The organism is Mesorhizobium sp. BH1-1-5, assembly GCF_020165615.1.
In the GTDB taxonomy this organism is placed as follows: Bacteria; Pseudomonadota; Alphaproteobacteria; order Rhizobiales; family Rhizobiaceae; genus Mesorhizobium.
In genome coordinates this window covers 80,176-106,109 of the sequence record NZ_JAIUIM010000001.1, presented here as the reverse complement: position 1 = coordinate 106,109, position 25,934 = coordinate 80,176, and the positions used below count along the sequence as shown (strand labels likewise).

General features: G+C 64.0%; 28 protein-coding genes. 11 read left to right on the top strand and 17 right to left on the bottom strand.

What is annotated here, in order from left to right; all coding sequences use genetic code 11:
- The first annotated feature begins 28 nt into the window (after positions 1-28).
- From recF to LB572_RS00505, 5 genes are all read left to right on the top strand, one after another.
- Positions 29-1,189, top strand: a complete 1,161-nt coding sequence (gene recF, locus LB572_RS00525) for a DNA replication/repair protein RecF (protein WP_224666246.1) — start codon at positions 29-31, stop codon at positions 1,187-1,189.
- A gap of 134 nt (positions 1,190-1,323) precedes the next feature.
- Positions 1,324-2,082 carry a molybdopterin-synthase adenylyltransferase MoeB gene (locus tag LB572_RS00520; RefSeq protein WP_140807868.1) on the top strand — a complete coding sequence of 253 codons (759 nt, stop codon included), beginning with the start codon at positions 1,324-1,326 and terminating at the stop codon, positions 2,080-2,082.
- A gap of 4 nt (positions 2,083-2,086) precedes the next feature.
- Entirely contained in the window at positions 2,087-2,575 is a 489-nt protein-coding gene (locus LB572_RS00515; protein ID WP_224666244.1) for a GNAT family N-acetyltransferase, read from the top strand.
- Complete coding sequence (locus LB572_RS00510) at positions 2,572-3,825, top strand: aconitase X (protein ID WP_224666243.1); 1,254 nt, start codon at positions 2,572-2,574, stop codon at positions 3,823-3,825. The genes LB572_RS00515 and LB572_RS00510 overlap by 4 nt, the downstream gene beginning before the upstream one ends.
- Positions 3,822-4,235 (top strand): aconitase X swivel domain-containing protein, encoded by a 414-nt coding sequence (locus LB572_RS00505; protein WP_224666242.1) that lies wholly within the window; start codon positions 3,822-3,824, stop codon positions 4,233-4,235. The genes LB572_RS00510 and LB572_RS00505 overlap by 4 nt, the downstream gene beginning before the upstream one ends.
- Before the next feature lie 5 nt (positions 4,236-4,240).
- On the opposite strand, the gene LB572_RS00500 is transcribed toward LB572_RS00505, so the two are convergent.
- Positions 4,241-5,242 (bottom strand): 2-hydroxyacid dehydrogenase, encoded by a 1,002-nt coding sequence (locus tag LB572_RS00500; RefSeq protein WP_140807872.1) that lies wholly within the window; start codon positions 5,240-5,242, stop codon positions 4,241-4,243.
- 270 nt (positions 5,243-5,512) lie between these two features.
- On the opposite strand from LB572_RS00500, the gene LB572_RS00495 reads away from it, so the two are divergent.
- Complete coding sequence (locus LB572_RS00495) at positions 5,513-6,070, top strand: SH3 domain-containing protein (protein ID WP_140807873.1); 558 nt, start codon at positions 5,513-5,515, stop codon at positions 6,068-6,070.
- 25 nt (positions 6,071-6,095) lie between these two features.
- On the opposite strand, the gene LB572_RS00490 is transcribed toward LB572_RS00495, so the two are convergent.
- The gene (locus LB572_RS00490) at positions 6,096-6,464 is read right to left on the bottom strand and encodes a DUF4260 domain-containing protein (protein WP_224666241.1); all 369 of its coding nucleotides are present in this window, start codon (positions 6,462-6,464) and stop codon (positions 6,096-6,098) included.
- Positions 6,465-6,474: 10 nt separating this feature from the next.
- The gene (gene irrA / locus LB572_RS00485; protein ID WP_140645394.1) at positions 6,475-6,906 is read right to left on the bottom strand and encodes an iron response transcriptional regulator IrrA; all 432 of its coding nucleotides are present in this window, start codon (positions 6,904-6,906) and stop codon (positions 6,475-6,477) included.
- Between the two features lie 245 nt (positions 6,907-7,151).
- Between irrA and fabA the strand changes: the two genes are divergently transcribed.
- From fabA to LB572_RS00465, 4 genes are all read left to right on the top strand, one after another.
- Entirely contained in the window at positions 7,152-7,667 is a 516-nt protein-coding gene (gene fabA / locus LB572_RS00480; protein WP_140645328.1) for a 3-hydroxyacyl-[acyl-carrier-protein] dehydratase FabA, read from the top strand.
- 116 nt (positions 7,668-7,783) lie between these two features.
- Complete coding sequence (gene fabB / locus LB572_RS00475) at positions 7,784-9,004, top strand: beta-ketoacyl-ACP synthase I (protein WP_140807875.1); 1,221 nt, start codon at positions 7,784-7,786, stop codon at positions 9,002-9,004.
- Between the two features lie 30 nt (positions 9,005-9,034).
- Positions 9,035-9,847 carry an enoyl-ACP reductase FabI gene (fabI, locus tag LB572_RS00470; RefSeq protein WP_224666239.1) on the top strand — a complete coding sequence of 271 codons (813 nt, stop codon included), beginning with the start codon at positions 9,035-9,037 and terminating at the stop codon, positions 9,845-9,847.
- A 102-nt stretch (positions 9,848-9,949) separates the two neighbouring features.
- Positions 9,950-11,503 carry a putative bifunctional diguanylate cyclase/phosphodiesterase gene (locus LB572_RS00465; protein WP_140807877.1) on the top strand — a complete coding sequence of 518 codons (1,554 nt, stop codon included), beginning with the start codon at positions 9,950-9,952 and terminating at the stop codon, positions 11,501-11,503.
- A gap of 52 nt (positions 11,504-11,555) precedes the next feature.
- Here LB572_RS00465 and LB572_RS00460 read toward each other — a convergent pair whose 3' ends face one another.
- From LB572_RS00460 to LB572_RS00405, 12 genes are all read right to left on the bottom strand, one after another.
- A complete protein-coding gene (locus LB572_RS00460; RefSeq protein WP_224666238.1) occupies positions 11,556-12,563 on the bottom strand; it encodes a class I SAM-dependent methyltransferase in 1,008 nt (335 codons plus the stop codon).
- Between the two features lie 70 nt (positions 12,564-12,633).
- The gene (pnp, locus tag LB572_RS00455; protein ID WP_140807879.1) at positions 12,634-14,784 is read right to left on the bottom strand and encodes a polyribonucleotide nucleotidyltransferase; all 2,151 of its coding nucleotides are present in this window, start codon (positions 14,782-14,784) and stop codon (positions 12,634-12,636) included.
- Positions 14,785-15,152: 368 nt separating this feature from the next.
- Positions 15,153-15,422, bottom strand: a complete 270-nt coding sequence (gene rpsO / locus LB572_RS00450) for a 30S ribosomal protein S15 (protein WP_095819323.1) — start codon at positions 15,420-15,422, stop codon at positions 15,153-15,155.
- Between the two features lie 297 nt (positions 15,423-15,719).
- Positions 15,720-16,814: a magnesium/cobalt transporter CorA gene (gene corA, locus LB572_RS00445; RefSeq protein WP_140807880.1), complete on the bottom strand. Its 1,095-nt coding sequence runs from the start codon at positions 16,812-16,814 to the stop codon at positions 15,720-15,722.
- 46 nt (positions 16,815-16,860) lie between these two features.
- Positions 16,861-17,820, bottom strand: a complete 960-nt coding sequence (gene truB, locus LB572_RS00440) for a tRNA pseudouridine(55) synthase TruB (RefSeq protein ID WP_140807881.1) — start codon at positions 17,818-17,820, stop codon at positions 16,861-16,863.
- Complete coding sequence (rbfA, locus tag LB572_RS00435) at positions 17,821-18,237, bottom strand: 30S ribosome-binding factor RbfA (protein WP_140807882.1); 417 nt, start codon at positions 18,235-18,237, stop codon at positions 17,821-17,823.
- 123 nt (positions 18,238-18,360) lie between these two features.
- Positions 18,361-20,952, bottom strand: a complete 2,592-nt coding sequence (gene infB, locus LB572_RS00430) for a translation initiation factor IF-2 (protein WP_140807883.1) — start codon at positions 20,950-20,952, stop codon at positions 18,361-18,363.
- On the bottom strand, positions 20,949-21,626 hold the full coding sequence (locus LB572_RS00425; protein ID WP_281408549.1) for an RNA-binding protein: 678 nt from the start codon (positions 21,624-21,626) through the stop codon (positions 20,949-20,951). Before LB572_RS00425 ends, infB begins: the two co-directional genes overlap by 4 nt.
- Before the next feature lie 11 nt (positions 21,627-21,637).
- Positions 21,638-23,233, bottom strand: a complete 1,596-nt coding sequence (gene nusA / locus LB572_RS00420) for a transcription termination factor NusA (RefSeq protein ID WP_140807885.1) — start codon at positions 23,231-23,233, stop codon at positions 21,638-21,640.
- Between the two features lie 46 nt (positions 23,234-23,279).
- Positions 23,280-23,906, bottom strand: coding sequence for a ribosome maturation factor RimP (rimP, locus tag LB572_RS00415; RefSeq protein ID WP_140807886.1), 627 nt, complete (start codon positions 23,904-23,906; stop codon positions 23,280-23,282).
- A gap of 132 nt (positions 23,907-24,038) precedes the next feature.
- Positions 24,039-24,350, bottom strand: a complete 312-nt coding sequence (locus LB572_RS00410; protein ID WP_224666236.1) for a type II toxin-antitoxin system RelE/ParE family toxin — start codon at positions 24,348-24,350, stop codon at positions 24,039-24,041.
- Positions 24,347-24,595, bottom strand: coding sequence for a CopG family ribbon-helix-helix protein (locus tag LB572_RS00405; protein WP_224666574.1), 249 nt, complete (start codon positions 24,593-24,595; stop codon positions 24,347-24,349). The genes LB572_RS00410 and LB572_RS00405 overlap by 4 nt, the downstream gene beginning before the upstream one ends.
- Positions 24,596-24,636: 41 nt before the next feature.
- On the opposite strand from LB572_RS00405, the gene LB572_RS00400 reads away from it, so the two are divergent.
- On the top strand, positions 24,637-24,957 hold the full coding sequence (locus LB572_RS00400; protein WP_224666589.1) for a hypothetical protein: 321 nt from the start codon (positions 24,637-24,639) through the stop codon (positions 24,955-24,957).
- 120 nt (positions 24,958-25,077) lie between these two features.
- On the opposite strand, the gene LB572_RS00395 is transcribed toward LB572_RS00400, so the two are convergent.
- A complete protein-coding gene (locus LB572_RS00395; protein WP_224666235.1) occupies positions 25,078-25,587 on the bottom strand; it encodes a GNAT family N-acetyltransferase in 510 nt (169 codons plus the stop codon).
- A gap of 3 nt (positions 25,588-25,590) precedes the next feature.
- Entirely contained in the window at positions 25,591-25,890 is a 300-nt protein-coding gene (locus tag LB572_RS00390) for a DUF1778 domain-containing protein (RefSeq protein ID WP_140806033.1), read from the bottom strand.
- Positions 25,891-25,934 lie beyond the last annotated feature (44 nt).

Here is a 25,934-nt window from a genome sequence, read left to right as displayed (position 1 = left end):
ATTGCTCTAGCGGGCCTGATGTGTCGTCGTGACCGCGGATGCCAGACAGCTTCGGCAGCAAAGCCATCTAAGTAAGCTTACACTTACGGATTTCCGCAATTACGCGGCGCTGTCGCTTGAGCTTGCGCCCGGCGCGGTGGTGCTGTCGGGCGACAACGGCGCCGGCAAGACCAATCTCCTGGAAGCGATCTCGTTCCTGACGCCAGGGCGGGGCTTGCGCCGCGCACCCTATGCGGATGTGGCACGCGAAGGCGGCGATGGCGGCTTCGCCTTGCATGCGCGCATCGAAGGACCGGAAGGCCAGGTCGAGATCGGCACGGGCATTTCCGGCGGCGATGCCGCAGGCGAAGGCGGCAGGAAGGTGCGGATCAACGGCGCGCCGGCGCGATCGGCCGAGGATATGCTGGAATGGCTGAGGGTCGTGTGGCTGACGCCGGCGATGGACGGATTGTTTCCCGGCCCGGCGGCGGACCGCCGCCGCTTCCTCGACCGGCTGGTGCTGGCGATCGACCCCGGCCATGGCCAGCGTGCGCTCGACTATGAGAAAGCCATGCGTGGCCGTAACCGGTTGCTTACCGAAGGCTCCCGCGACGGCGCCTGGTTCGACGCGATCGAGACGCAGATGGCCGAGACCGGAGTCGCGATCGCCGCGGCGCGGGCCGAGCTGGTTCGGCTGCTTGCCGCCATGATCGACAGGTTGCCCGGCAGCGGGCCGTTTCCGCAGGCCGACATCAGCCTCGCCGGCGATCTGGAGAGCGCGCTCGGCAGCGCACCCGCAGTCGATGTCGAGGAACGCTATCGCGCAGCGCTTGCCAATGGACGCGAGCGCGACCGCGCCGCCGGCCGCACGCTGGACGGCCCGCATCGTTCCGACCTCGTGGTGCGGCACCGGCCGAAGTCGATGCCGGCCGAGCTCTGTTCGACCGGCGAGCAGAAGGCGCTGCTGGTCGGCATCGTCCTGTCGCATGCCAGGCTGACCGGCGAGATGTCGGGCCTGACGCCGATCCTTCTCCTGGACGAGATCGCCGCGCATCTCGACGCGGGCCGGCGCGCGGCGCTGTTTTCGATCCTGGAGGAGCTGAACTGCCAGGCCTTCATGACCGGCACGGATGCCGCGCTGTTCTCGAGCCTTGAAGGCAAAGCACAGTTCCTGACGGTGGATCATGGCAGCGTCGGGCTGACCGGCTAGCCCGCGAAGCTACTTCGGCACCGCGCCACAAGGCCTTGCCATGCGTCATGCCAAACCTTTTGCCTTGCGTGTGGACCACAAGGCTTCGCCTTGCGCTTGCTGACAAGGTTTTCCGCCCGCGATAAGGTCCAGCCATGACCACTGCCGCCGCCCTCACCGACGAAGAGCTCGAACGCTACGCCCGCCACATCGTGCTGCCCGAGATCGGCGGGCCAGGCCAGCAGAAGCTGAAACGGGCGCGGGTGCTGGTGATCGGCGCCGGCGGGCTCGGCGCGCCGGTGCTGGAATATCTTGCCGCCGCCGGTGTCGGCACGCTCGGCATCGTCGATGACGACACGGTTTCGCTGTCCAACCTGCAGCGGCAGGTGATCCATGGCGGCGACACGATCGGCATGGCCAAGACCGACAGCGCCGCGGCGGCGATCATGCGCATCAACCCCAATGTGGCGGTGGAAGCGCATCGCTTGAGGCTAACGGAAGAAAACGCCCCTGCCCTCGTCGCCCGCTACGATGTCGTTGTCGATGGCTCGGACAATTTCGAAACGCGCTACGCGGTCGCCGATGCCTGCGCCAATGAGAAGAAACCCCTCGTCACCGCGGCCGTCGGTCGCTTCGACGGCTCGGTGACGGTGTTGAAGCCGTTCGAGACAGGCGCCGACGGCAAGCGCAACCCTAGCTATCGCGACCTGTTCCCGGAGGCGCCGCCCGAAGGACTGGTGCCGTCCTGCGCCGTTGCCGGCATCGTCGGCGCGCTGACGGGCGTCATCGGCACGCTGGAGGCGATGGAAGCGATCAAGCTGATCACCGGCATAGGCGAGCCGCTGATCGGCCGGCTGCTGCTCTATGACGGGCTCACGGCCCGTTTCGACACGATCCGCTACAAGGCCGTGTGAGCGCATGGACCAGAGCGTCGGCATCTCCATGGTTCGCCTTGCCGCGGATTTCGGCCGGTGGGACGACTTGCTCGCGCTGATCCGGCGCGCCTTCGCCTATATGGACGGCGTCATCGACCCGCCGTCATCGGCGCATCTTTTGACCGCTGACGGCCTTGCCGAGAAGGCGAAGCGGGAGGCGGGATTTCTGGCCATCGAGAACGACCGCATCGTCGGCTGCGTCTTTGCCCTGGAGCGGGCGCAGGATTTCTATGCCGGCAAGCTCGCGGTCGGGCCAGAACGTCAAGGCCAAGGCATCGGAACCCGGCTGATGCGGGCTGTGGAAGATCTTGCCCGCGAACGCGGCAAGGATGCAATCGAGCTGCAGACCCGTATCGAACTCACTGCAAACCATGCAGCCTTCGCCCGGCTCGGCTTTCGGGAAACCGAGCGCACGGCGCATGAGGGCTACGACAGGCCGACCTCCATCACCATGCGCAAGGTGCTGTCTTGAGCCTTTCACTCAGCCCTGAAGAACAGGCGATCGCCGCCCGCCAGGACGGCGCGGGCATGGCAATGCGCATCGTTGCCGAAAGCGCCAGGTTGCTCGGCGCGCCGCGGCTGATCCCGATCGCCTCCACCCATATCGACGGCGCGCTGTACCACGGCGATTCCGGCACGCTGTTTGCCGAGAGGCTCGTTGAAGGCGGCGCGAAGGTCGCGGTGCGTTCGACGCTCAATGTCGGAGCGCTCGACCTGATGGGTTGCTCGCGCATTCGCCTGGAAGAGCCGCAGCGCGGCATGGCGCGGCGGATGATGGAGGCCTACCGCAAGCTCGGCTGCGAGCAGAGCTGGACCTGCGCGCCCTACCAGGCCGGACACAGGCCGGCACTCGGCAGCGACGTGGCCTGGGGCGAGTCCAACGCCGTGGTGTTCTGCAACTCGGTGCTGGGCGCGCGCACCAACCGCTACGGCGATTTTCTCGACATCGCCTGCGCGATTGTCGGCCGCGCGCCGGACTATGGTCTGCATCGGCCCGAAAACCGCCGTGCAAGGCTTGTCTTCGATGTCTCGGACCTCTCGCCATCCTTCCTCGCCTCGGAGATCGCCTGGCCGGTGCTGGGCAGCCTTTATGGCCGCGAGGTGGGCAATGCGATCGGTGTCGTCACCGGCGTGGCCGGTCATCCCGGCGAAGACGCGCTGAAAGCCTTCGGCGCCGCAGCCGCATCGTCCGGTGCGGTCGGCCTGTTCCACATTGCCGGCGTGACGCCCGAGGCGCCCGACATCGAAACCATTCTGGCCGGACCGGAACCGGAAGCGGTGATCCGCGTGACGCCTCAGATGGTTGCCAAGGCCCGCGCGGGCCTGTCGACCGCGGCAGCGGCCAAGACCATCGACGCGGTGGCGATCGGCAGCCCGCATCTGTCGCCTGCCGAGTTCGACATGCTGGAGCGGTTCATCGCGGGCAGACGGCTCACTGTCCCGATCTATGCCTGCACCGGCCGTCACGCGCTCGCCTTGCTGGAGCGGGACGGCGGGCGAAAGAGGCTCGAAGCCAGCGGTGTCGTCATCGTCGCCGATACATGCGTGGTGGTGACGCCGATCATGCCAGAGCTCGGCAATGGCGTGCTGATGACCAATTCGGGCAAGTTCGCGCATTACGCGCCGGGCAACACCGGCTATGCGGTGCTCTACGCCTCGCTCGCCGACTGCGTCGAAAGCGCGGTGCTCGGCAGGCCGGTCTTCACGGAGATCGCCGCATGAGCGCTGCAGCCGAGATCCTGGTGCCGGGCAAGGCCGGCGAAGGCGAAGCGCTGGTGCTGACGGTGCCGATCAGCTTCTGGGGCGGCGTCGACCCGAAGACCGGCCGCATCGCCGATGTCCGCCACCCGCAGCATGGCGAAGTCATAGCCGGCCGGGTGCTGTTCCTGCCGGGCACGATCGGTTCCTCATCCGCCTCGGCCGTGCTGATGGAGCTTGTCCATAACGGCCGCGCGCCGGCCGCCCTGGTGCTGCACGAGCCGGACGCCATCCTGCTGCTCGGCCTGATCGTCGCCCGGGAGATGGGCTGGGAAACGCCTATGGCGGTGCGGCTCGAACGCGGCGAGTTCGATACCTATCGCGAAACCACAGCAAAAGTCGCCGCGGATGGCGCCGTTACCGTGGCCGTCTAAACCTTTCAGGTCCTGAGCGGCAGGACGCGGTCCGGCGGGCGGTGGCCGTCGAAGAAGGCGCGGATGTTGATGATCACCTTCTCGCCCATGTCGATGCGGCCCTCGAGCGTGGCCGAGCCCATATGCGGCAAGAGCACCACCTTGCCCTTGGCGGTAAGCTTCAAGAGCTTGGTGTTCAGCGCCGGCTCGTGCTCGTAGACGTCGAGGCCGGCCCCGGCGATCTTGCCGTCATGGATGAGCTTGACCAGTGATTCCTCGTCGATGATGTCGCCGCGCGCGGTGTTGACGATATAGGCCGAAGGCTGCATCAGCGCGAGGCGACGACCGGACAGCAGGTGGAACGTCGCCGGCGTCGACGGGCAGTTGACCGAGATGATGTCCATGCGGGCGAGCATCTGGTCGAGGCTTTCCCAATAAGTCGCCTCCAGTTCTTCCTCGACCGCCGGCAGCACACGGTGCCGGTTGTGGTAGTGGATCGACAGGCCGAAAGCCTTGGCCCGCCTGGCGACCGCGGTGCCGATGCGGCCCATGCCGACGATGCCCAGACGTTTGCCCCAGATGCGCCGGCCGAGCATCCAGGTCGGCGACCAGCCGGCCCATTTCTTCTCGCCCGTCAGCACGTTGGCGCCTTCGGCGAGCCTGCGCGGCACGGCGAGCATCAGCGCCATGGTCATGTCGGCAGTATCTTCCGTGAGCACGTTCGGCGTGTTGGTGACGGTGATGCCTTTCTTGGCGGCCGCCGCGACATCGATCTTGTCGACGCCATTGCCGAAATTCGCGATCAGCTTGAGGTTCTCGCCGGCCTGGGCGATCAGCGCGGCATCGATATGGTCGGTGATGGTGGGGACCAGCACATCGGCTTCCTTGACCGCCGCGACCAGCTCCGGCTGGGTCATCGGCCGGTCCTCGACATTCAGCCTTGCGTCGAACAGCTCGCGCATGCGCGTTTCGACCGGATCGGGCAGCTTGCGCGTGATGACGACGAGGGGCCGTTTTTTGCCTGCCATTTTATCCCCGAAGCTTGCTGGATCAGAATGACGTCTCGTTGAATCGTCATCCTGATCCCACTCTTTTTTGGAGCATGATCTTTTCCGAAAACCGGTTCCCACTTTTCGGGATCATGCTCTCGAAACCGATCTCGTTGAGACCTCTTTAACCAAGACCGGCGAAACTTGCAGCCAATCGCGGCATCAGCCCACTCCTGTAACAAGCGGTGCCGCCGAAGACAAAGAAAAAGGGGCGCCCGTCCCGACGGACCGGCGCCGAAAGGAACGAAAGTGTCTGGTTTCGCGTCGCTTCGCCTGGCCTTCAGCGCAGCCATTCTCGGCGCCCTGCTTTGCGCACCGCAGGCATTCGCACAGAGCGCGGCCGCGCCGGCGCAGACCATAACGCTTGGCCCAAGCGGCCTGCCGCTGCCGCGCTTCGTCAGCTTGAAACCGGCCCGCGTCAATTCGCGCGTCGGCCCTGGCGCCAATTATTCCGTCAACTGGATGTACATGAAGGCCGGCCTGCCGATGGAAGTCATCCAGGAATTCGACACCTGGCGCCGCGTGCGCGATGCCGACGGCTCGGAAGGCTGGATCAACCAGTCGTTGCTCTCCGGGCACCGTACCGCGATCGTCGCCCCCTGGCAGCGCGGCAAGGGCGGGCGAATCAACCTGCTCGACGAACCCGACAAGGATGCTGGCGTCGTCGCCATCATCGAGCCGGGCGTGATCGGCTCGATCAAGAAATGCGACGGCCAATGGTGCGAGATGACATTCGACGGCCACACCGGCTGGATGGCCCAGTCGCAGGTGTGGGGCGCTTATCCGGGTGAGAAGGTCAAGAACTAGGGCCTGACCCGAATCTCGACACACCCTAACCTGCCGCCCGGTCGCGGCCGATACGGCCGAGATGCGTGTCCTGAAAACCGGTGGGCAGCTTGAGGCCGTAGCCGAGGGCACGGTCGATGGCGATGTGCGCGATGAGCGCCACGGCGGTCGTGACCGGGCCGGCGAGCAACGCGCCCGCAAGCAGAAGGACGAGCGGGGCGATCAGGATATGCAAGGCATTGTAGGTGACGGCGCCGAAGCGCGGCCCGGCGAGGTAGCCCAGCATCGACAGGTCCGGCGCGAGGATGAGCAGCGCAAACAGCCACCAGGAAAAGCTGGACATTGCGTAGCAAACGATAGCCAACGCAGCGACGGTGACCCATTCAAACCGGACAATCAGGTCGACCGGGCGCATAGTCGACGGATCAATCGCAGCGTTTGGGGCGCAATCTCACCACGATGTCGACATTGGCGATCTCCATGCCTTCCGGGGGCGCCGGCAGGTTGGAGACGGTGACCGGTCCGCTTTCGATGTCGAAAATCCGGTTCTCGCCTTCGACGTAGAAGTGATGATGGTCGGACGTGTTGGTGTCGAAATAGGTTTTCGAGCCTTCCACCGCCAGGATGCGCAGCAGGCCGGCCTGGGTGAACTGATGGAGCGCGTTATAGACCGTCGCCAGCGAAACCGGCACGCCGGCGGCGATCGCCTCCTCGTGCAGTTCCTCGGCCGAAAGGTGGCGGTCGCCCTTGGCGAAAAGCAGATCGGCCAACGCAATGCGCTGACGCGTCGGCCTCAGGCCGGCTTCGCGAACCCGCTTGTCCACAGCGACATTTTCCTTCCGGTAGCCCGAATCCATCTTCGCTTCGAAGCTTGTTGCCCAGCCCATCAACAGGTCCAGAATGGCAAAAAGACGTCAAAAGCCAAACCCGGACATCAGTCGACATATATTCTGTAGTCCGAATGCGATCAATAGCGCGCATTGACCCGGGCAGGCGCACGGGTTAAGCGCAAACGCCGGTTTCCGGCCGCAAACAGAGTGTGTTAGGAAACCAACGACAAGGGCGCCCTGCCGCCCGCGAAGAACACGGGGACAGAAATTTGATGGCGGGTCAGAAGTCCAGCTACGACTACGAAGAACTGCTTGCCTGCGCCCGCGGCGACCTGTTCGGGCCGGGCAACGCCCAGCTGCCCTACCCACCGATGCTGATGTTCGACCGCATCACCGAGATCAGCGAGACAGGCGGCGCTTTCGACAAGGGCTTCATCCGCGCCGAATTCGATATCAAGCCGGACCTGTGGTTCTTCGCCTGCCACTTCATCGGCAACCCGATCATGCCGGGCTGCCTCGGCCTCGACGCCATGTGGCAGTTGACCGGCTTCTATCTCGGCTGGCTGGGCGAACCCGGCAAGGGCATGGCGCTGTCGACCGGCGAGGTGAAGTTCAAGGGCATGGTGACGCCGTCGGTGAAGAAGGTCGAATACGGCATCGACTTCAAGCGCGTGATGCGCGGCCGCCTGGTGCTCGGCATCGCCGATGGCTGGCTCAAGGCGGATGGCGAACCCATATACGCGGCGACGGATCTGAAGGTCGGCCTGTCCAAGCAGTCGGCCGCCTGAACGTTTTTCGCCACGGCGTCCGCGTAGCCAATGGACGCCACGTCAGTTTATTTGCGTATGATCACAGGTGAAAACCGGCTAGGTTTTTCGCCTGAATACGCCGGAAGGAGTTGCGAATGAGACGGGTCGTAGTGACAGGGCTCGGCATTGTGTCGTCGATCGGCAACAATGCCAACGAGGTGCAGAGCTCGCTTTACGATGCCAAATCCGGCATCAGCTTTTCCAATTCCTTCGCCGAACACGGATTCCGCTGCCAGGTCTGGGGCGCGCCGACGCTCGATCCCACCCCGATGATCGATCGCCGCGCCATGCGCTTCCTCAGCCAGGGCGCTGCCTGGAATCACGTCGCCATGGACCAGGCGATCGCCGATGCCGGCTTAAGCGAAAGCGACATCACCAATGAGCGTACCGGCATCGTGATGGGGTCCGGCGGGCCTTCGACCCGCACCATCGTCGAAGCGGCAGAAACCACGATCAAGAACAACAGCCCCAAGCGAATCGGCCCGTTCGCGGTGCCGAAGGCGATGTCGTCGACCGCGTCGGCCACTTTGGCCACATGGTTCAAGATCCACGGCGTCAACTATTCGATCTCGTCGGCCTGCTCGACCTCCGCGCATTGCATCGGCAATGCCTATGAGCTGATCCAGTGGGGCAAGCAGGACGTGATGTTCGCCGGCGGCCATGAGGACCTCGACTGGACGATGTCGGACCTGTTCGACGCCATGGGCGCCATGTCGTCGAAGTTCAACGACAATGCGTCGGCCGCTTCGCGCGCCTATGACGTCAACCGCGACGGCTTCGTCATCGCCGGCGGCGCCGGCGTGCTGGTGCTGGAAGAACTGGAGCACGCCAAGGCGCGCGGCGCCAAGATCTATGCCGAGATCGTCGGCTACGGCGCGACATCCGACGGCTACGACATGGTGGCTCCGTCCGGCGAAGGCGCGATGCGCTGCATGCGGCAGGCGCTTGCCACCGTCTCGACCCCGGTCGACTACATCAACACCCACGGCACCTCGACGCCGGTCGGCGATTCCAAGGAAATGGGCGCCATCCGCGAGGTGTTCGGCGACAAGATGCCTTACATCACCTCGACCAAGTCGCTCACCGGCCATTCGCTGGGCGCGGCCGGCGTGCAGGAATCGATCTATTCGATCCTGATGATGCAGGGCGGCTTCATCGGCGAAAGCGCCCATATCGAGGCGCTCGACCCGGAATTCGAGGGCATGCCGATCGTGCGCAAGCGCATCGACGACGCCAGGATCGACACCGTCCTGTCCAACTCCTTCGGTTTCGGCGGCACCAACGCAACGCTGATTTTCCAGCGCTATGCCGCATAAGACGGCGTTTTTCATAAGGATTGCCAAGGCATGGAAGGGTTGATGAAGGGCAAGCGCGGGCTTGTCATGGGTGTCGCCAACGACCATTCGATTGCCTGGGGCATTGCCAGGAAGCTGTCGGAGCATGGAGCGGAACTGGCATTCACCTACCAGGGCGACGCCTTCGGGCGGCGGGTCAAGCCGCTTGCCGAGAAGGTGGGAGCCTCACTGATCGTGCCTTGCGACGTCGAGGACAGCGCCTCGGTCACCGCGACCTTCGAGACCCTCGGCAAGGCCTGGGGCGGGCTGGATTTCGTGGTGCACGCCATCGGCTTTTCCGACAAGAACGAGCTGAAGGGCCTTTACGCCGACACCAGCCGCGACAATTTCGTGCGCACCATGGTGATCTCCTGCTATTCCTTCACCGAGATCGCCCGCAACGCCGCCGCGCTGATGGGCAAGGGCGGCTCGATGATCACGCTCACCTATGCCGGCTCGGTCAGGGTGATGCCGAACTACAACGTCATGGGCGTCGCCAAGGCCGGGCTGGAGGCCAGCGTGCGTTACCTTGCCAACGATTACGGCCCGCGCGGCATCAGGGTGAATGGCCTCTCGGCCGGGCCGGTGCGGACGCTGGCCGGTTCCGGCGTGTCCGACGCCCGCCATATGTTCTCCTACCAGCAGCGCAATTCGCCTTTGCGGCGCACGGTGACCATCGACGAAGTCGGCGGCTCGGCGCTTTACCTGCTCTCCGACCTGTCGTCGGGCGTCACCGGCGAAATCCACTATGTCGATTCCGGCTATCACATCGTTTCGATGCCGGCATTGGAGGAATTGAAGCAGAACGACAGCACGCGCGAATAGTTTGCGGCTGCGATAGTAGCGTTCCAGTAAAATTGGATGCATTGGCGGAAACTCATTTTAAGGAGATTTCCGCTATAAGGCCCCGTAATCTAGGGACCATGCATGCCTGCAGTCAGCAATCCCAAACGGACTCCGCTGTTCCGGCTGATCACCATCGCCAGCTCGGGCATGGGCAGCTTCATCCTTGGACTATGGGGGTTGCGGTTCGGCTTCGGCGACGGCATGGCCGGCATGCCAGCCGAGACGATGGCCGGCGTCATCGCCGCGCTCTGCGCTTTGGCCGCCGGCGGTGCCGCGCTGTCGTTCTTCGCCGGCGTCGATGAATCGGTGGCCTATGTCTTCAAGGAAACCCATTTCGACAAGTTGACCGGCCTTTTGGCGCGCCAGGCCATGGTCGGCAAGATAGCTGAGGCCGCCTCCGGGACGATCCGAACCGGCGAGCCGGTGTTCCTGATCGACATCGATATCGACCGCTTCAAGCAGATCAACGACGCCATCGGCTACAGCCAGGGCGACGAACTGATCCGCGCCTTCACCAGCAGGCTGAAGGAGAACATGCCGAAGAATGCGGTGATCGGGCGCATCGGCGCCGGCGAATTCGGCGTGCTGCTGCCGGATCGTGACATCAGGGGTTCGATCGAGCGGCTCATCGAGAAGCTCATCAACGAGATGATGGAGCCCTATCAGTTGCAGAGCCATCTGCAGTCGGTCAGCCTGTCGGTCGGCATCGTGGCGATGCCGAAGGACGGCGTCGACCCGGTGCTGATCCTTCGCCGCTCGAACCTGGCGCTGCAGAACGCGCGCGCCAGCGGCATCGGCAACTGGTCCGTCTTCCACGCCGACATGGGCCGCGTGGCGGATTATCGGCAGTGGATCGAGTCGGAGCTGAAGACCGCCTTCGACCGCGGCGACTTCAGCCTCCACTATCAGCCGCAACTCAACCTGCCGAGCGGCCGCGTCGTCGGCTATGAGGCGCTGATCCGTTGGAAGCATCCGGAGCGCGGCATGATCCCGCCGATGGAATTCATTCCGATCGCCGAGGAAACCGGCATGATCAATCCGATCGGCGAGTGGGTGCTGCGCAAGGCCTGCAGCGACGCCCGGTACCTGCCGGAGGACTGCTTCGTCGCCGTCAACATCTCGCCGGTTCAGTTCATGACCAGGGATTTCGTCGGCATTGTGCGGGAGGTGATGGAATCGACCGGCATCAAGCCGTCGCGGCTGGAGCTCGAGGTCACCGAGACGGCGATGATGCAGGATCGCGACCGCGCCGCGGCGATCCTGGAGCAGCTTGCCGAGATGGGCATTTCGGTGGCCGTCGACGATTTCGGCACCGGCTATTCCAATTTGAGCTACCTGATCGATTTCTCCTTCGGCAAGCTGAAGATCGACCGTTCCTTCGTCAGCCGCATCGATACCGACTCCAACTCCGGGGCGATCGTCTCGACCATTGTCGGCCTGTCGCGGGCGCTGGGCGTCAGCATCATCGCCGAAGGCGTCGAGACCGAGAACCAGGCCACCCTGCTGCGAGCGGCCGGCTGCGAGGTGGTGCAGGGCTATCTGTTCGGCCGGCCGGCGCCGCTCAAGATCGAGCTCGGCGAAGCGCGGCCCGCCTTCGGCACGCATGAGCCGGCCCGCATCGTCAGCGTGCAGTAGAGCGAGCGCCCCTTTCCGGACGGAAAACCGCTTCGCACTTTTCCTTGAATTGCTAGCGGCGCGCCGAAAGCACCTTGAACATTCCGTCGCGGGCGATCTCGGCATGGCTGGCAAAGGCTGCCGAAAGCACCTGCTCATAGGGAAGCTGGCGGTTCGCCACCATGAACAGGCGACCGCCCGGCTTCAGCGCCTTCGACGCGGCGCGGATCATGCCCGCGCCGATGCCGGGCTCGGCGGCACGGCCGCTGTGGAAGGGCGGGTTCATGACGATCGCATCGTAGCGCCAGTCGACCGCTTCGGTGAGAAGATCGGTCCAGAAGAAGCGCGGCTCGATGGCGCCATGGACGTTCAGCCTGGCTGCTTCCAGCGCTTCGAAATCCGCTTCATAGAGATCGAGCGCGGTGAGGCCGTGCGAGCGCTGCAGGACCTCCGCCGCCAGATAACCCCAGCCGGCGCAGAAATCAGCAACATTGCCTTTGAGATCGTCAGGCAGGTTCGCGGCGAGCAGTTTCGAACCGACATCGATCCGATCGAAGGAAAACATGCCGGGCGCGGTTTTGAAGCCGCCTTCGACGACAAGGTCGGGGTTGCCGGCGCGCAGCGTCGCGGCCGTGTTCGTGCCGGCTCGCCGGAACCAGAAGGCAACGCCGTGATGCTTCGGCAGATGGCCTTCGAGCGGCGCCAGCCCATTGATCCGCTTGCGCAGGCTGTCGACGCCGTCGTCCTTGCTGCCGGCAACGACGACAGGCGCGCCCCGTGCGACGCGCTCGACAGCTTCGGCGATGCGCACCTCATTTTGCCCGCGATGCCGGCCGGCGAGCACGAGAGCCATGTCGTAGTCCTGCCCTTCCGCCCGCGGCGTCACATCACGGCCCAAGGCCTGCAGGGCGCGAAAATGCGACCGGAAACCTTGCGCCAGATGCAGCGCCGCATCGAAGCCGGCGGGCAAGCGGAAACCGGGCTCGGCGCCCAGAAAAAGGACGCGGGCATCCTTTCGCGGCAGAGGCAGCGCCTCGGCCTCAAATGGATAGAACAGCGTTTTCAGCGGCTCCGCGGCCATTCATTTACCCTGAAACAAAACGGGCGCACCTCACGGCACGCCCGTCTCAATTCTATCAGTCAGACCCCGATCAGGCGGCGTCTTCCTCGCCTTCCGACTTCTTCTTGTCCTGAGCGATTTCCTTGCCGGTCGCCTGGTCGACGACCTTCATCGACAGGCGGACCTTGCCGCGCTCGTCGAAGCCCATCAGCTTGACCCAGACCTTGTCGCCTTCCTTGACGACGTCCGAGGTCTTGGCGACGCGCTCATTGGCGAGCTGCGAGATGTGGACGAGACCGTCGCGCGGGCCGAAGAAATTGACGAACGCGCCGAAGTCGGCCGTCTTGACGACGGTGCCTTCGTAGATCTCGCCGACTTCCGGCTCGGCGACGATGGTGTGGATCCACTTCTTCGCCGCCTCGATCTCCTTGGCGTTCGCCGAAGCGATCTTGACCGTGCCGTCGTCCTCGATGTTGATCTTGGCGCCAGTCTTCTCGACGATCTCGCGGATCACCTTGCCGCCGGAGCCGATGACGTCGCGGATCTTGTCGGTCGGGATGTGCATGACCTCGATGCGCGGCGCGAACTCGCCGAGCTCGGCACGGGCGCCGGATAGCGCATGCGCCATCTCGCCGAGGATGTGCAGGCGGCCGTCCTTGGCCTGGGCAAGCGCGATGCCCATGATTTCCTCGGTGATGCCATCGATCTTGATGTCCATCTGCAGCGAGGTGACGCCGTTGGCGGTGCCGGCGACCTTGAAGTCCATGTCGCCAAGGTGGTCCTCGTCACCGAGGATGTCGGAGAGCACCGCAAAACGCTCGCCTTCCTTGATCAGGCCCATGGCGATGCCGGCGACCGGCTTTGCCAGCGGCACGCCGGCATCCATCAGCGCCAGCGAGGTGCCGCAGACGGTGGCCATCGAGGACGAGCCGTTGGACTCGGTGATCTCGGAGACGACGCGCAGCGTGTAGGGGAACTGGTCAGCGGAGGGCAGCATCGGGCGAATGGCGCGCCAGGCGAGCTTGCCATGGCCGATTTCGCGGCGGCCCGGCGAGCCCATGCGGCCGGTCTCACCGACGGAGTAGGGCGGGAAGTTGTAGTGAAGGAGGAACTTCTCCTTGTACATGCCGGTCAACGAATCGACATACTGCTCGTCTTCGCCGGTGCCCAGCGTGGCGACGACCAGCGCCTGGGTCTCGCCGCGAGTGAAGAGCGCCGATCCATGGGTGCGCGCCAGGACGCCGACTTCCGAAACGATCTTGCGAACGGTCTTGAGATCACGGCCGTCGATGCGCGAGCCGGTGTCGAGGATGTTCCAGCGCACGACCTTGGCCTGAAGCTCCTTGAACACCGAGCCGATCTGCTCTGAGGTGTGCTTGGCTTCCTCGCCTTCGGCCGGAGCAAACGCCGCCTTGACCTTGGCCTTGACGGCGTCGACCGCAGCATAGCGCTTCTGCTTGTCGGTGATCTTGTAGGCATTGCTGAGCTCGTCGCCGACGATCTTCAGCATCTCGGCCTCCAGCGCGGAGTAGTCCGGCGCCTTGAAGTCGCGCGGCTCCTTGGCGGCAACTTCTGCCAGCTTGATGATCGCATCGATCACCGGCTGGAAGCTCTTATGGCCGAACACGACGGCGCCGAGCATCAGGTCCTCGGAGAGTTCCTTGGCTTCGGATTCGACCATCAGCACGGCGTCGGTGGTGCCGGCGACGACGAGGTCGAGCTTGGATTCCTGCATCTCGTCGATATGCGGGTTGAGCACATATTCGCCGTTGATGTAGCCGACGCGGGCGCCGCCGATCGGGCCCATGAAGGGCACGCCCGAAAGCGTCAGAGCGGCCGAGGTGGCGACGATCGACAGGATGTCGGGATCGTTCTCGAGATCATGCTGGACGACGGTGACGACGATCTGGGTGTCGTTCTTGTAGCCGTCGGCGAAAAGCGGGCGGATCGGACGGTCGATCAGGCGCGAAACCAGCGTTTCCTTTTCGCTCGGACGGCCCTCGCGCTTGAAGTAGCCGCCCGGGATCTTGCCGGCGGCGTAGGTCTTTTCCTGGTAGTTGACGGTAAGCGGGAAGAAATCGAGGCCGGGCTTCGGCTCCTTCATCGAGACGACGGTGGCGAGAACGACGGTCTCGCCATAGGTGGCGAGCACCGCGCCGTCAGCCTGGCGCGCGATCTTGCCGGTTTCGAGGATGAGCGGACGGCCGCCCCATTCGATTTCCACTTTGTGTTGATTGAACATATCTTGTCCTTCATATGCGGAAAGGGCCGCACCGTCTTAACGGTCGCGGGTTCTCCCTTTCCTGGCTTCCTTCGGGCAGCCACGGGCAAGACAACGGGAAGCTCGATCAAGTCCGGCTCAAGAGCCGAGCGAGCATCCTGCAATCCTGCCCCATGACCGTCCATGGGCGGTTCCGGATAGCCCTCTGCAAGTCCGGAACCCGATTGGCCGATTGGTCGGCCGGCCTTGCGCATGACGCCGGAAACCACTGTTTCCGGAACGCGCCATGCGCGGAGGGGAATTTACTTTTCCAGCATCGAGGCACCGGACCATCCGATGCGCCAATGCGCGACCGGCGGGCCCCCTTCGAGAGCCCGCCGGTCAATTCGTCAGCGACGGAGACCGAGCTTGTCGATCAGCGTCTGATAGCGCGCGTCATCCTTGCGCTTGAGATAGTCAAGCAGGCTGCGGCGCTGGGAGACCAGAGCAAGCAGACCACGGCGGGAATGGTTATCCTTCTTGTGGTCCTTGAAGTGCTCGGTCAGGTTCTTGATGCGCTCGGAAAGGATGGCAACCTGGACTTCCGGAGATCCGGTATCGCCCTTGGCGGTTGCGTATTCGGTCATCAATTCCTTCTTGCGATCGGCAGTGATCGACATCGTGCTTTTCCTTATCTGTTGGAGGAAACGGGACGCCCACAGCCGGGATGTCGTCCAGCAGGGGCCAGTGCAAGCGACGCGTCAGGGCGCGAAGCTGCGGCGCATATAGTGCAATTCCGGGAAAAACACCAGCCCAATTGTCAAGCCGGCTTGTCGCAGGTTCTGGTTGCGAAAACCAAAAGCATGTCTCCCGAAAGTGGGAACCTGTTTCGGGGCAAAGACATGCGCAAAATCAAAAGCCTAAAACGCAAGGAGCGAATCTGAAAGATCGCGACGCGCTTTAGGAGAATTCAAAGGCTAGAGCCACTTCTTCCATTTGAAGAACGCGATCAAACCGACCGCGACGACCGCCATGAACACCAGCGAGGCGGGATAGCCGTAATAGGCCTTCAGCTCGGGCATGTTCCAGGGCGAGGTTTCCGGATCGAAATTCATGCCCCAGACGCCGACCAGGAAGGTCAGCGGCATGAAGATCACCGAGACGATCGTCAGATAGGAAATGACGTCGTTGGTGCGGGCCTGGGTCAGCGAGACATGCATCTCGATCAGGCCGGTGAGCATGTCGCGCTGGTTCTCGACCAGCTCGATCAGGCGCAGCGAATGATCGAGCGTGTCGTTGAAGAATATCTTGGTCTCCGCCTTCACGAAGGGCACGTCGTTGCGGATCAGCGTCGCCAGCGCGTCGCGCATCGGCCACAGCACGCCCTTCAGCACGTTGGCGTCGCGCCTGAGCTCATGCAGCTGCCGCATCTGATGCTTGTGCGGCTTGTTCAGCATATCGTCCTCGATGCCGTCGACCAGTTCGCTCGCCGCCTCGATCGGCGGGAAATAGCTGTCGACGATGGCATCGATCAGCGCATAGGCGAGATAGTCTGCGCCGCGCGAACGCAGCCGGTTGGGCATCGCGCCCGCAATGCGCTTGCGCACCGGATCGAACGGATCGCCTTCGCGCTCCTGGAAGGTGACGACGAAATTGCCGCCGAAGAACAGCGCGATCTGCTCGTAACGGTGCGAGGTGACATCGTCGATCATCCGCATGATGACGAAGGCATGATCCTCGAAGAAATCCACCTTGGGCCGCTGTCCGGTGTTGACGACGTCCTCCAGCGCCAGCGGATGCAGGTTGAAGATGCGGCCGATCTCCTCGATCAGCGGGATGTTGGCGAGGCCCGTGCAGTCCAGCCAGACGACAGGCCATTTCTCGCAATGGGCGTTGAGATCATCGATCGAGGCATTGTCGATGGTCTTGTATTTCTCGGGCGAGATCAGCGTCAGCCGAAGCTCGCTGCGCCGCGCCGAAGGATCGGCGATAAGCGTGCCGGGAGACGCCCCGACCGGTGGTCGACGGGTTTTCAGCGCCGCCCTTTTCTTGCCCGTATCGGTCTTGGCCATGAGATCCCTGAAGCGTCGGCGCTGAGCAGAGCTTAGACGAACGGATTCACCCGGCAAAGACCCGCTTGGGCTTGAACATGCCCTGCTCGATGGCGCCGATGGCGATGAGCTTGCCGCGCGCGGTGGCGCAGGCCTCATCGGCCTCTACCGGCGCGTCGCGGCCGCGAATGATGACGGGATTGCCGAGGCGGATCTTCGTCGCCGCGTCGTCGCTGACGGCGACCTGCGGCAGGCAGTCGAGCGCAACCGCCGTTTCGACAAGCAGCGCGTCGATGGCGCTGAAATCGACCGGCGTCTCGGCCTCGTCCGGATTCGGCTCTGTCCTGTCGCCGAAGCGGGCGGCTTCCAGCTCGGCAACCGTGACGAAATCCTGCGGCGTGAATGGCTCGACCTCGACGCGGCGCAATTCGGCGATGTGGCCGAAGCAGCCGAGGTCGCGGCCCATGTCGCGAGCCAGCGAGCGCACATAGGTGCCCTTGCCGCATTCGACCTCGAAAACGGTCTTGTCGGCACCGTGCTCGACGATGTCGAGGCGGCCGATCTCGATCTCGCGCGCAGGGATGTCGACCGTCTCGCCCTCGCGGGCAAGGTCATAAGCGCGCTCGCCAGCGATCTTGATGGCCGAGAATTGCGGCGGCGTCTGCATGATGACGCCGGTGTATTTCGGCAGCAGCGTCCTCACCTCGGCCTCGGCCGGGCGACGGTCGGAGCTGTTGGTCACCGGGCCTTCGAGATCGTCGGTCGAGCGCTCCTCGCCCCAGGCGACTGTGAAGCGGTAGATCTTGGCACCGTCCTGCACATAAGGAACGGTCTTGGTCGCCTCGCCGAGCGCGATCGGCAGCATGCCGGAGGCAAGCGGATCGAGCGTGCCGGCGTGACCGGCCTTCTCGGCCTGGAACAGCCATTTGATCTTGGAGACGGCCTCGGTCGAGCCCATGCCGACCGGCTTGTCCAGCACCACCCAGCCGGAGACCGGCCGTCCCTTCTTCTTGCCGCGACGCGCCACCTATTCCTCGTCCTTGTCGTTGTTCTTGCCGTCGCCGAGATCGCGCGCGACTTCGGGCGATTTCAGCAGTTCATTGATCTTCGCGAAATTGTCGAAGGACGTGTCGAGCCTAAAGCGGAACTCCGGCATGTACTTCATCTGCCTGAGCGCACCGGAAACACGGCCGCGGATGAACTTCGCATGCCTGTTGAGCGCTTCGATCACCGCGCCGGCATCGCCAGTGCCAAGCGGCGACACGAAGGCGGTGGCGATCTTCAGATCTGGCGACATGCGCACTTCGGACACAGACACGACGCTGTTTTCGATCACCGGATCGATGATCTCGCCGCGCTGCAAGGTTTCGGAGAGAGCGTGACGAACCTGCTCGCCGACGCGCAGCATGCGCTGGGAGGGGCCTGATGTAGTCGAACGGGGCATTTTCTTCGGTCCTGAAATCGTGAAGCGCGGGATGGGACCGCGCGACATGTCTCAACATGCATAAGGGATCTGGGCGGCAGCCTTTCGGCCGCCGCCCGTTTCATTTCGGCAAGTATACCGAATTTAGAGCGTTCTGGTCACCATCTCGATGCGGAAGCACTCGATGACGTCGCCAACGCGCATGTCCTCGTAGTTCTGGAAGGCCATGCCGCATTCCTGACCGCCCGGCACTTCGGCAACCTCGTCCTTGAAGCGCTTGAGCGTCTTCAACGTGCCTTCGTGGATGACGACGTTGTCGCGGATCAGGCGAACACCCGCGCCACGCTCGACCTTGCCTTCGGTGACCCGGCAGCCGGCGATCTTGCCGATCTTGGAGATGTCGAAGATCTCGAGGATCTCGGCATTGCCGATGAAGGTCTCGCGCCGTTCTGGCGAAAGCATGCCCGAAAGGGCCGCCTTCACGTCATCGACGAGGTTGTAGATGATCGAGTAGTAGCGGATCTCGATGCCTGCGGCGGCCGCGGCCGCCCGCGCCTGCGCATTGGCGCGGACGTTGAAGCCGATGATCGCCGCTCCGGACGTCTCGGCGAGCGAGACGTCGCTTTCGGTGATGCCGCCGGCACCAGCATGAACGATGCGCGCGCGCACCTCGTCATTGCCGAGCTTTTCAAGGGCGGCATTGATCGCCTCGATCGAACCCTGCACGTCGCCCTTGATGACCAGCGGGAATTCCTTCAGCCCGCTCGTCTGGAGCTGCGACATCATCTGCTCAAGCGAGCCGCGCTGGCCGGCATGCCGGGCCACCGCCTTGTCGCGCGCCAGGCGCTGGCGGTACTCGGTGATCTCACGGGCGCGGGCCTCGTTGTTGACGACGGCGAAGCGGTCGCCCGCCTGCGGCGTGCCCTGGAGGCCAAGCACCTCGACCGGCATCGCCGGCGGCGCTTCCGGCACATGCTCGCCGCGATCGTTGACGAGCGCACGCACACGGCCCCACTCGTTGCCGGCGACGATGATGTCGCCCGGCATCAGCGTGCCGGTCTGCACCAGCACGGTGGCGACGGGGCCACGGCCCTTGTCCAACTGCGCCTCGATGACCGCGCCTTCGGCGGTGCGGTCCGGGTTGGCCTTGAGGTCGAGGACTTCGGCCTGCAGCAGTATCGCTTCCAGGAGCTTGTCGAGATTGGTGCCCTTGGTCGCCGAAACCTCGACATCCAGCACCTCGCCACCCATCGATTCGACGAACACTTCGTGACGCAGCAGCTCGGTCCGCACCTTCTGCGGGTCGGCGTCGCGCTTGTCGATCTTATTGATGGCCACGATGATCGGCACGCCGGCCGCCTTGGCGTGGCTGATCGATTCGATCGTCTGCGGCATCACGGCGTCGTCAGCCGCCACCACCAGCACCGCGATGTCGGTGACCTGGGCGCCACGGGCGCGCATGGCCGTGAAGGCGGCGTGGCCGGGCGTGTCGATGAAGGTGATCTTCTGACCGTTCTTCTCGATCTGGTAGGCGCCGATATGCTGGGTGATGCCACCAGCCTCGCCGGAGACGACATTGGCGTTGCGGATGGCGTCGAGCAGCGAGGTCTTGCCGTGGTCGACATGGCCCATGATGGTCACGACCGGAGGACGCGAGACCAGGTCTTCCGGGCGGTCGGCGATGTTGAACAAGCCTTCCTCGATGTCGGACTCGGCGACGCGGCGGACCGTGTGGCCGAATTCGGAAGCAACCAGTTCGGCCGTGTCGGCGTCGATGACGTCGCCCGGCTTCAGGATCTGGCCCTGCTTCATGAAGAACTTGACCACGTCCACGGCGCGCTCGGACATGCGCTGCGCCAGTTCCTGGATGGTGATGGTTTCGGGCAGGATCACTTCGCGCATGACTTTCTCGCGCGGCTCATTGTGCATCGCGCGTTTGAATTTTTCCTGGCGGCGACGCATCGACGACAGCGAACGGGCGCGCGCATCTTCGTCCGACAGCGCGGTGTTCAGCGTCAGCTTGCCGCGGCGGCGGTCTTCCTCGCCCTTGGTCGGCTTGGCCGGCCGCGCCACTTCCGGCGTCGCAAGGCGACGGGCGGGCGCGCTGGCGCCTGCGCCACCGCCGGCGCCGGTGCGCCTCGGCTTGGCCCCCTCCTCGTCGTCAACCGTAGCGACGTCGGCGGCCAGCGGCGCGCGACGGCGAGCCTCTTCCTCGGCACGACGCCGCGACTCTGCCTCGGCCTGCAGACGCGCTTCTTCCTCGGCCTGACGGCGCGCGGATTCGTCACGCTCGCGCTTGCGGCGTTCCTCTTCCTCGGCGCGGCGCTTGCCCTCTTCCTGAGCGCGCTGGCGATCCTCGGCCTCGCGGGCCTTGGAGCCTTCCAGCGCCTTGCGGCGCGCTTCCATCTCGCCACGCGAGAGTTCGTTCAGGACCATGCCGGAACGCTCCGACGACGGCGGGGGCGGCGCCTTCGGCGCTTCCTGCACGACAGGCGCGGCGGCAACAGGGGCAGCAGCGGCGGGCTTCGGCGTGAAGACGGACGGAGCCACCGGTTCCGGCTTGTCGCCGGGCATCGAGAACTTGCGCTTCTTGATCTCGACCTGGACCTGCTTGGTGCGGCCATGCGAGAAATTCTGGCGCACGGTGCCCTGCTCGGTACCGGGGCGCTTCAGCGTCAAGGTCTTCTTCGGCGTAACGCTCAACGTCTTGTCGTCGCCCGATTTCGTATCGCTCATTCCATATCCTCTGCGGCATCATCTTCGTCAGCAACGGCCGCAAGCATTGCCAGATCGTTCGGGGTACCGCCCCGATATCGGTCGAGCGCAACAACGCGCTTCTCAACCGCCTGTCCCGCGTCCTGCGCGAGGACGGCAGCATGTATCACATTTGTACCCCCCAATGCCAAGCTCAACTCGGCCTCGGAGAAAAGTTTGTAGGCAAGGATGACGGGGCCGCCGAGATGGACGGTTGCCCGCCGCGCCTGGCTGATCTTGCGGACACCGTCGTCCGAGGCCTCGGCCGCATGCAGCACCAGCAGCGCTTGCCCGTCGCGCACCGCAGCCTCGACCTTGGTGGCGCCAAGAACAATGGCGCCAGCCTTGCGAGCAAGGCCAAGCATGCCCAGAGCGGTTCTGGAGAGCAGCCCGTCGACCATGCCGCCGAGATCGGCTGGAACGGTCACCTGTGCCTTGAAAGCACGGGCAAACAGGTTCTTCGCCGCTGCCTTCTCGATATGTAGGCGATCGGCGGTGACCCAGCAACCGCGGCCGGGCAGATTTCTCTTGATGTCCGGAACGACGGCCGAATCCGGGCCGACGACGAAGCGGATCAGTTCATCCGCTTCGGCCTGCCTGCGCGTAACGATGCAAGTGCGATCGTTCATCTCTTCCTGGGTCGGGTTGTGTGCGATGCGGTTTCACCTCACGCACCAACAGCTTCGTCAGCCGCGACTTCTTCGGCTGCAAGCTCGTCTTCGCTGATCCAGCCAGCCTTGAGGCGGGCGGCCAGAACCATCTGCTCGGCATCGGCGCGCGACACGCCATGGCTGGCGAGCACGCCCGGAAAGACCTTGGTCTCGCCGTCCTTGCGCTCTTTCCAGCCGATCAGATCGTCGGCGGCGTAGCCGGCGAAATCCTCGATCGTCTTCACGCCGTCCTCGCCGAGCGTCACCATCATGGCCGTGGTGACGCCGGGGATCTCGCGCAGTTCGTCCTTGACGCCCAGCGCCTTGCGCTTTTCGTCGTGCTCGGCCTCGATCTTTTCCAGATATTCGCGGGCGCGGGTCTGGATTTCCGAAGCGGTATCCTCGTCGAAGCCGTCGATCGAGGAGATTTCGCCCGAGTCGACATAGGCGACTTCCTCGACACTGGTGAAGCCTTCGGAGGCAAGCACCTGGCCGACCATCTCGTCGACGTCGAGTGCTTCCATGAAGAGCGCCGAACGCTCGACGAATTCCTTCTGGCGACGCTCGCTCTCTTCCTGCTCGGTCAGGATGTCGATATCCCAGCCGGTGAGCTGCGAGGCCAGGCGCACGTTCTGGCCGCGGCGGCCGATGGCCAGCGACAGCTGATCGTCCGGCACCACCACTTCGATGCGCTCGGCATCTTCGTCGAGCACCACCTTGGCGACCTCGGCCGGCTGCAGCGCGTTGACGATGAAGGAAGCGGCCGAAGGTGACCACGGAATGATGTCGATCTTCTCGCCCTGCAACTCGCCGACCACCGCCTGGACGCGGCTGCCGCGCATGCCGACGCAGGCGCCGACCGGATCGATCGAGGAATCGCGCGAGATGACAGCGATCTTGGCGCGCGAACCCGGATCGCGGGCGACCGACTTGATCTCGATGATGCCGTCGTAGATTTCCGGCACTTCCATGGTGAAGAGCTTGGCCATGAACTGCGGATGCGTGCGCGACAGGAATATCTGCGGGCCGCGCTGCTCGCGGCGCACGTCATAGACATAGGCGCGAACGCGGTCGCCATATTTGTAGTTCTCGCGCGGGATCAGCTCGTCGCGGCGGATGATCGCCTCGCCACGGCCGAGATCGACGATGACATTGCCGTACTCGACGCGCTTGACGGTGCCGTTGACGATCTCGCCGATGCGGTCCTTGTATTCGTCATACTGGCGGTCGCGCTCGGCTTCGCGCACCTTCTGCACGATGACCTGCTTGGCCGACTGGGCGGCGATGCGGCCGAAATCCATCGGCGGCAGCTGCTCGGCGATGAAATCGCCTAGCTGGGCATCGGGGTTGCGCTCGCGCGCCGTGGAAAGCGCGATCTGCGTCGCGTAGTCCTCGACCTTCTCGACCACTTCCATCAGCCGCTGCAGCTTCATCTCGCCGGTGTTCGGGTTGATGTCGGCGCGGATGTTGGTCTCCTGGCCATAGCGGGAGCGCGCCGCCTTCTGGATCGCATCGGCCATGGCGGCGATGACGATCGACTTATCGATCGACTTTTCACGCGCGACCGCATCGGCGATCTGCAGCAGTTCAAGCCTGTTGGCGCTTACAACCATTGTCTTTCTCCCGATTTCGCCTCGGACATTCAGCCCGGCGGCGCTATCAACTTTCCTGTTCGGTTTCGTTTTCCTCGGCGGCGTCTTCCGCTTCGCCGCGGCGTTTCTTGGCTTCCTTGCGCGCCCGGTTGTCCTTCGACAGGGCATCGCGGATGAGATCGTCGGTCAGCACCAGCCGGGCCTCGGCAATCGCGTCGAAAGGCACGCGCACCGTCGGCTCTTCGCCATAGGCAGCCTTGTCGCGCTCGATAAGGATGCCATCGGCGTCAGCCTCGGCAATCTTGCCCTTGAAGCGCTTGCGATCGCTGACAAGAACCGACGTTTCAAGCTTGACCAGATGGCCGGTCCAGGCGGTGAAATCCGACTTGCGCACCAGCGGCCGGTCGATGCCGGGCGACGAGACTTCGAGATGATACGCCTTTTCGATCGGATCATCGACATCGAGCGCCGGCGACACCGCGCGGCTGACCTCTTCGCAATCCTCGACGGTCATGGTGCCGTCTTCGCGTTCGGCCATGATCTGCAGCGTCAGCCCATTCTGGCCGGTCAACTGCACCCGCACCAGTCGGAAGCCGATGGCCTTGAGCACCGGCTGCACGATCAGCGCAATGCGCGCATCGATGCCGCTTTCGCGGATGATACGGTCGTCGGCCTCGCTTGCCGCTGCAGTCATCAGATCCCTGTCGCTTTTTCGCTTCCGGCCGGCAGGTAACAAAAAAGAGCGGGACCGGGTGGACCCACTCTTCGTCATACCGACCAAGAATTTGAGGCTGATATAGACGATTGCCGCGGGCGTTTCAAGCCTTCAGACAAAGGCCTGCGGTGGCGTCTGGAACTGGCGCGGCCATCGCTGGGCCGCATGCATCCCCGTGAGTATCTCGATCTCGCCGCCGACAACGCGGTAGGGAATTATGTATGGGATATCAGCCAGGACCAGCTCTCGTGTTCCTTTCACCCGCCCGGCCCGCCCCATTGCGGGTTGCTCGGCGAGATTGTCGGCGCAGGAGACGATACGGGCAATGACCCGTTTCGCGGCGGCTGGATTGTCCTTTTCGATGAATGCGCCAATCTGGTCGAGTCGGCGCACGGCTCGTTGGGTCCAGCGGATCCGCTTCATCGTTCGGAAGCCGGCTTGACGTATTTCGCTATGACGCCCGCCAGATCCTTCTCACTCGCAAATTCTCCTCGATCGGCCTCGTCAAGGCCGGCCTCGATCTCGGCAAGTTGCCATTCTTCCCTCGCGACATAGTCTTCGATCGCTTGAGCCGCGACGTAGGAACGAGAACGATCCACCTTTTCGGCCAGTTGGTCGAGCTTGGCGACAGTCTCATCAGGAAGCCGTACGGTGAAGGCACTCATTATCCTGTCTCCATTTGGTTCAGTATGAATGTGCTGGAACCAAATTGGTTCATCAATTCCGCATGTTGCGCGGCGGAACCCGCTTGAGCTGCATTGCGCCGCACATGGCGGCCATGCGGTCCTTTGGCAAACCGACGTGTCGTCACCATTTATGCTGCAGTGCAAAAGAAAGGACGCGCGCGGTGGCGCGCGAAACTAGTCACATGGACCGTGGATTGTTTTTCGTCATCGGTGATTTCTTCAACACATTCGGCAGCGCGGCCGCCGGGGCACGGGCCGTCGAGGCCGGCCGCAAGCCGCGCCGCAGCGACCTGAAGAAGCTCGGCATCGATCCGGCCGCTTTCGACCGGAGCGGCCGGATCTAGTTCTTTAAGCAATTCCGGACGGAAGGCTACGGCGAAGTCGCCGAGCGCCCGCACTTTCCTGGAATTGCTCTGGCCAGGCAGGTAAATCCTGCCGTCACCATCTCGCAGCGCGGCGGTGCCTTATCTTTGGGCCTCCACGAGCGACGCGGCGATCGCCGCGATTGAACGAAATAAGACAAGCGGATCGTCCCTGGTCGGGAGAAATCCTCGCCGCTGCCAGAACTGCGCCGCTTCCGCGTCGACCGCATTGACCATCAGCGCGCGCCCTCCGATCAATTCCGCCGCCCGAACGCAGCGCTGAAGGGCGTACTTTACCAAGCCCGTGCCGATGCCGCGCCCAGCCCATCCGGTATCGGTCGCAAGCTGGCCGAGGAGCAGGCACGGCACCGGGTCGGGCGGTTGCCCGGTGCGGATCGACCGAGGCAGGATCGACGGCACGACGGCCGTCGGCGCCAAACCGTAATATCCAACCACCCGGCCGGCTTCGTGGACAACGAGAACCGCAGTAAAGCCCTTCTCCTGATTGGAAAGCGCGCGGGTTTTCAGCCAGTGATCAAGCGCAGGCTTCCCACAGGAAAATCCGGATACGTCGTGAACTGCGGTAAACGGTTCGGGAGCCGACAATGCCACTGGTCAGCGCTTCGTCGTGTAACCAGCTTCCCAGGGCGCGGGCCGCTTTGCCAGTTCCACCATGTCGGGAACCGGAGCAGCCGGAGCGGACAGGACCTCCATGAACTCCGCGAACCCTTCCGGGCTCATGCGGACAAGACGGTTATCCATCAGCACATCCTCGGCCGCGCGCACGGCGGCATCGCGCACGAAATCCGTGCGCGACCGGCCGCGCAGGGTGGCGGCGCGATCGATCATCGCCACGTCCGCTTCCGGCAGGCGCATCGAGATCGGGTATTCCTTGCGTTCGACCGGGACGGCCATCACTGTCTCCTTACCGACAAGGTAGCGATCCGTAGTGCTAAATG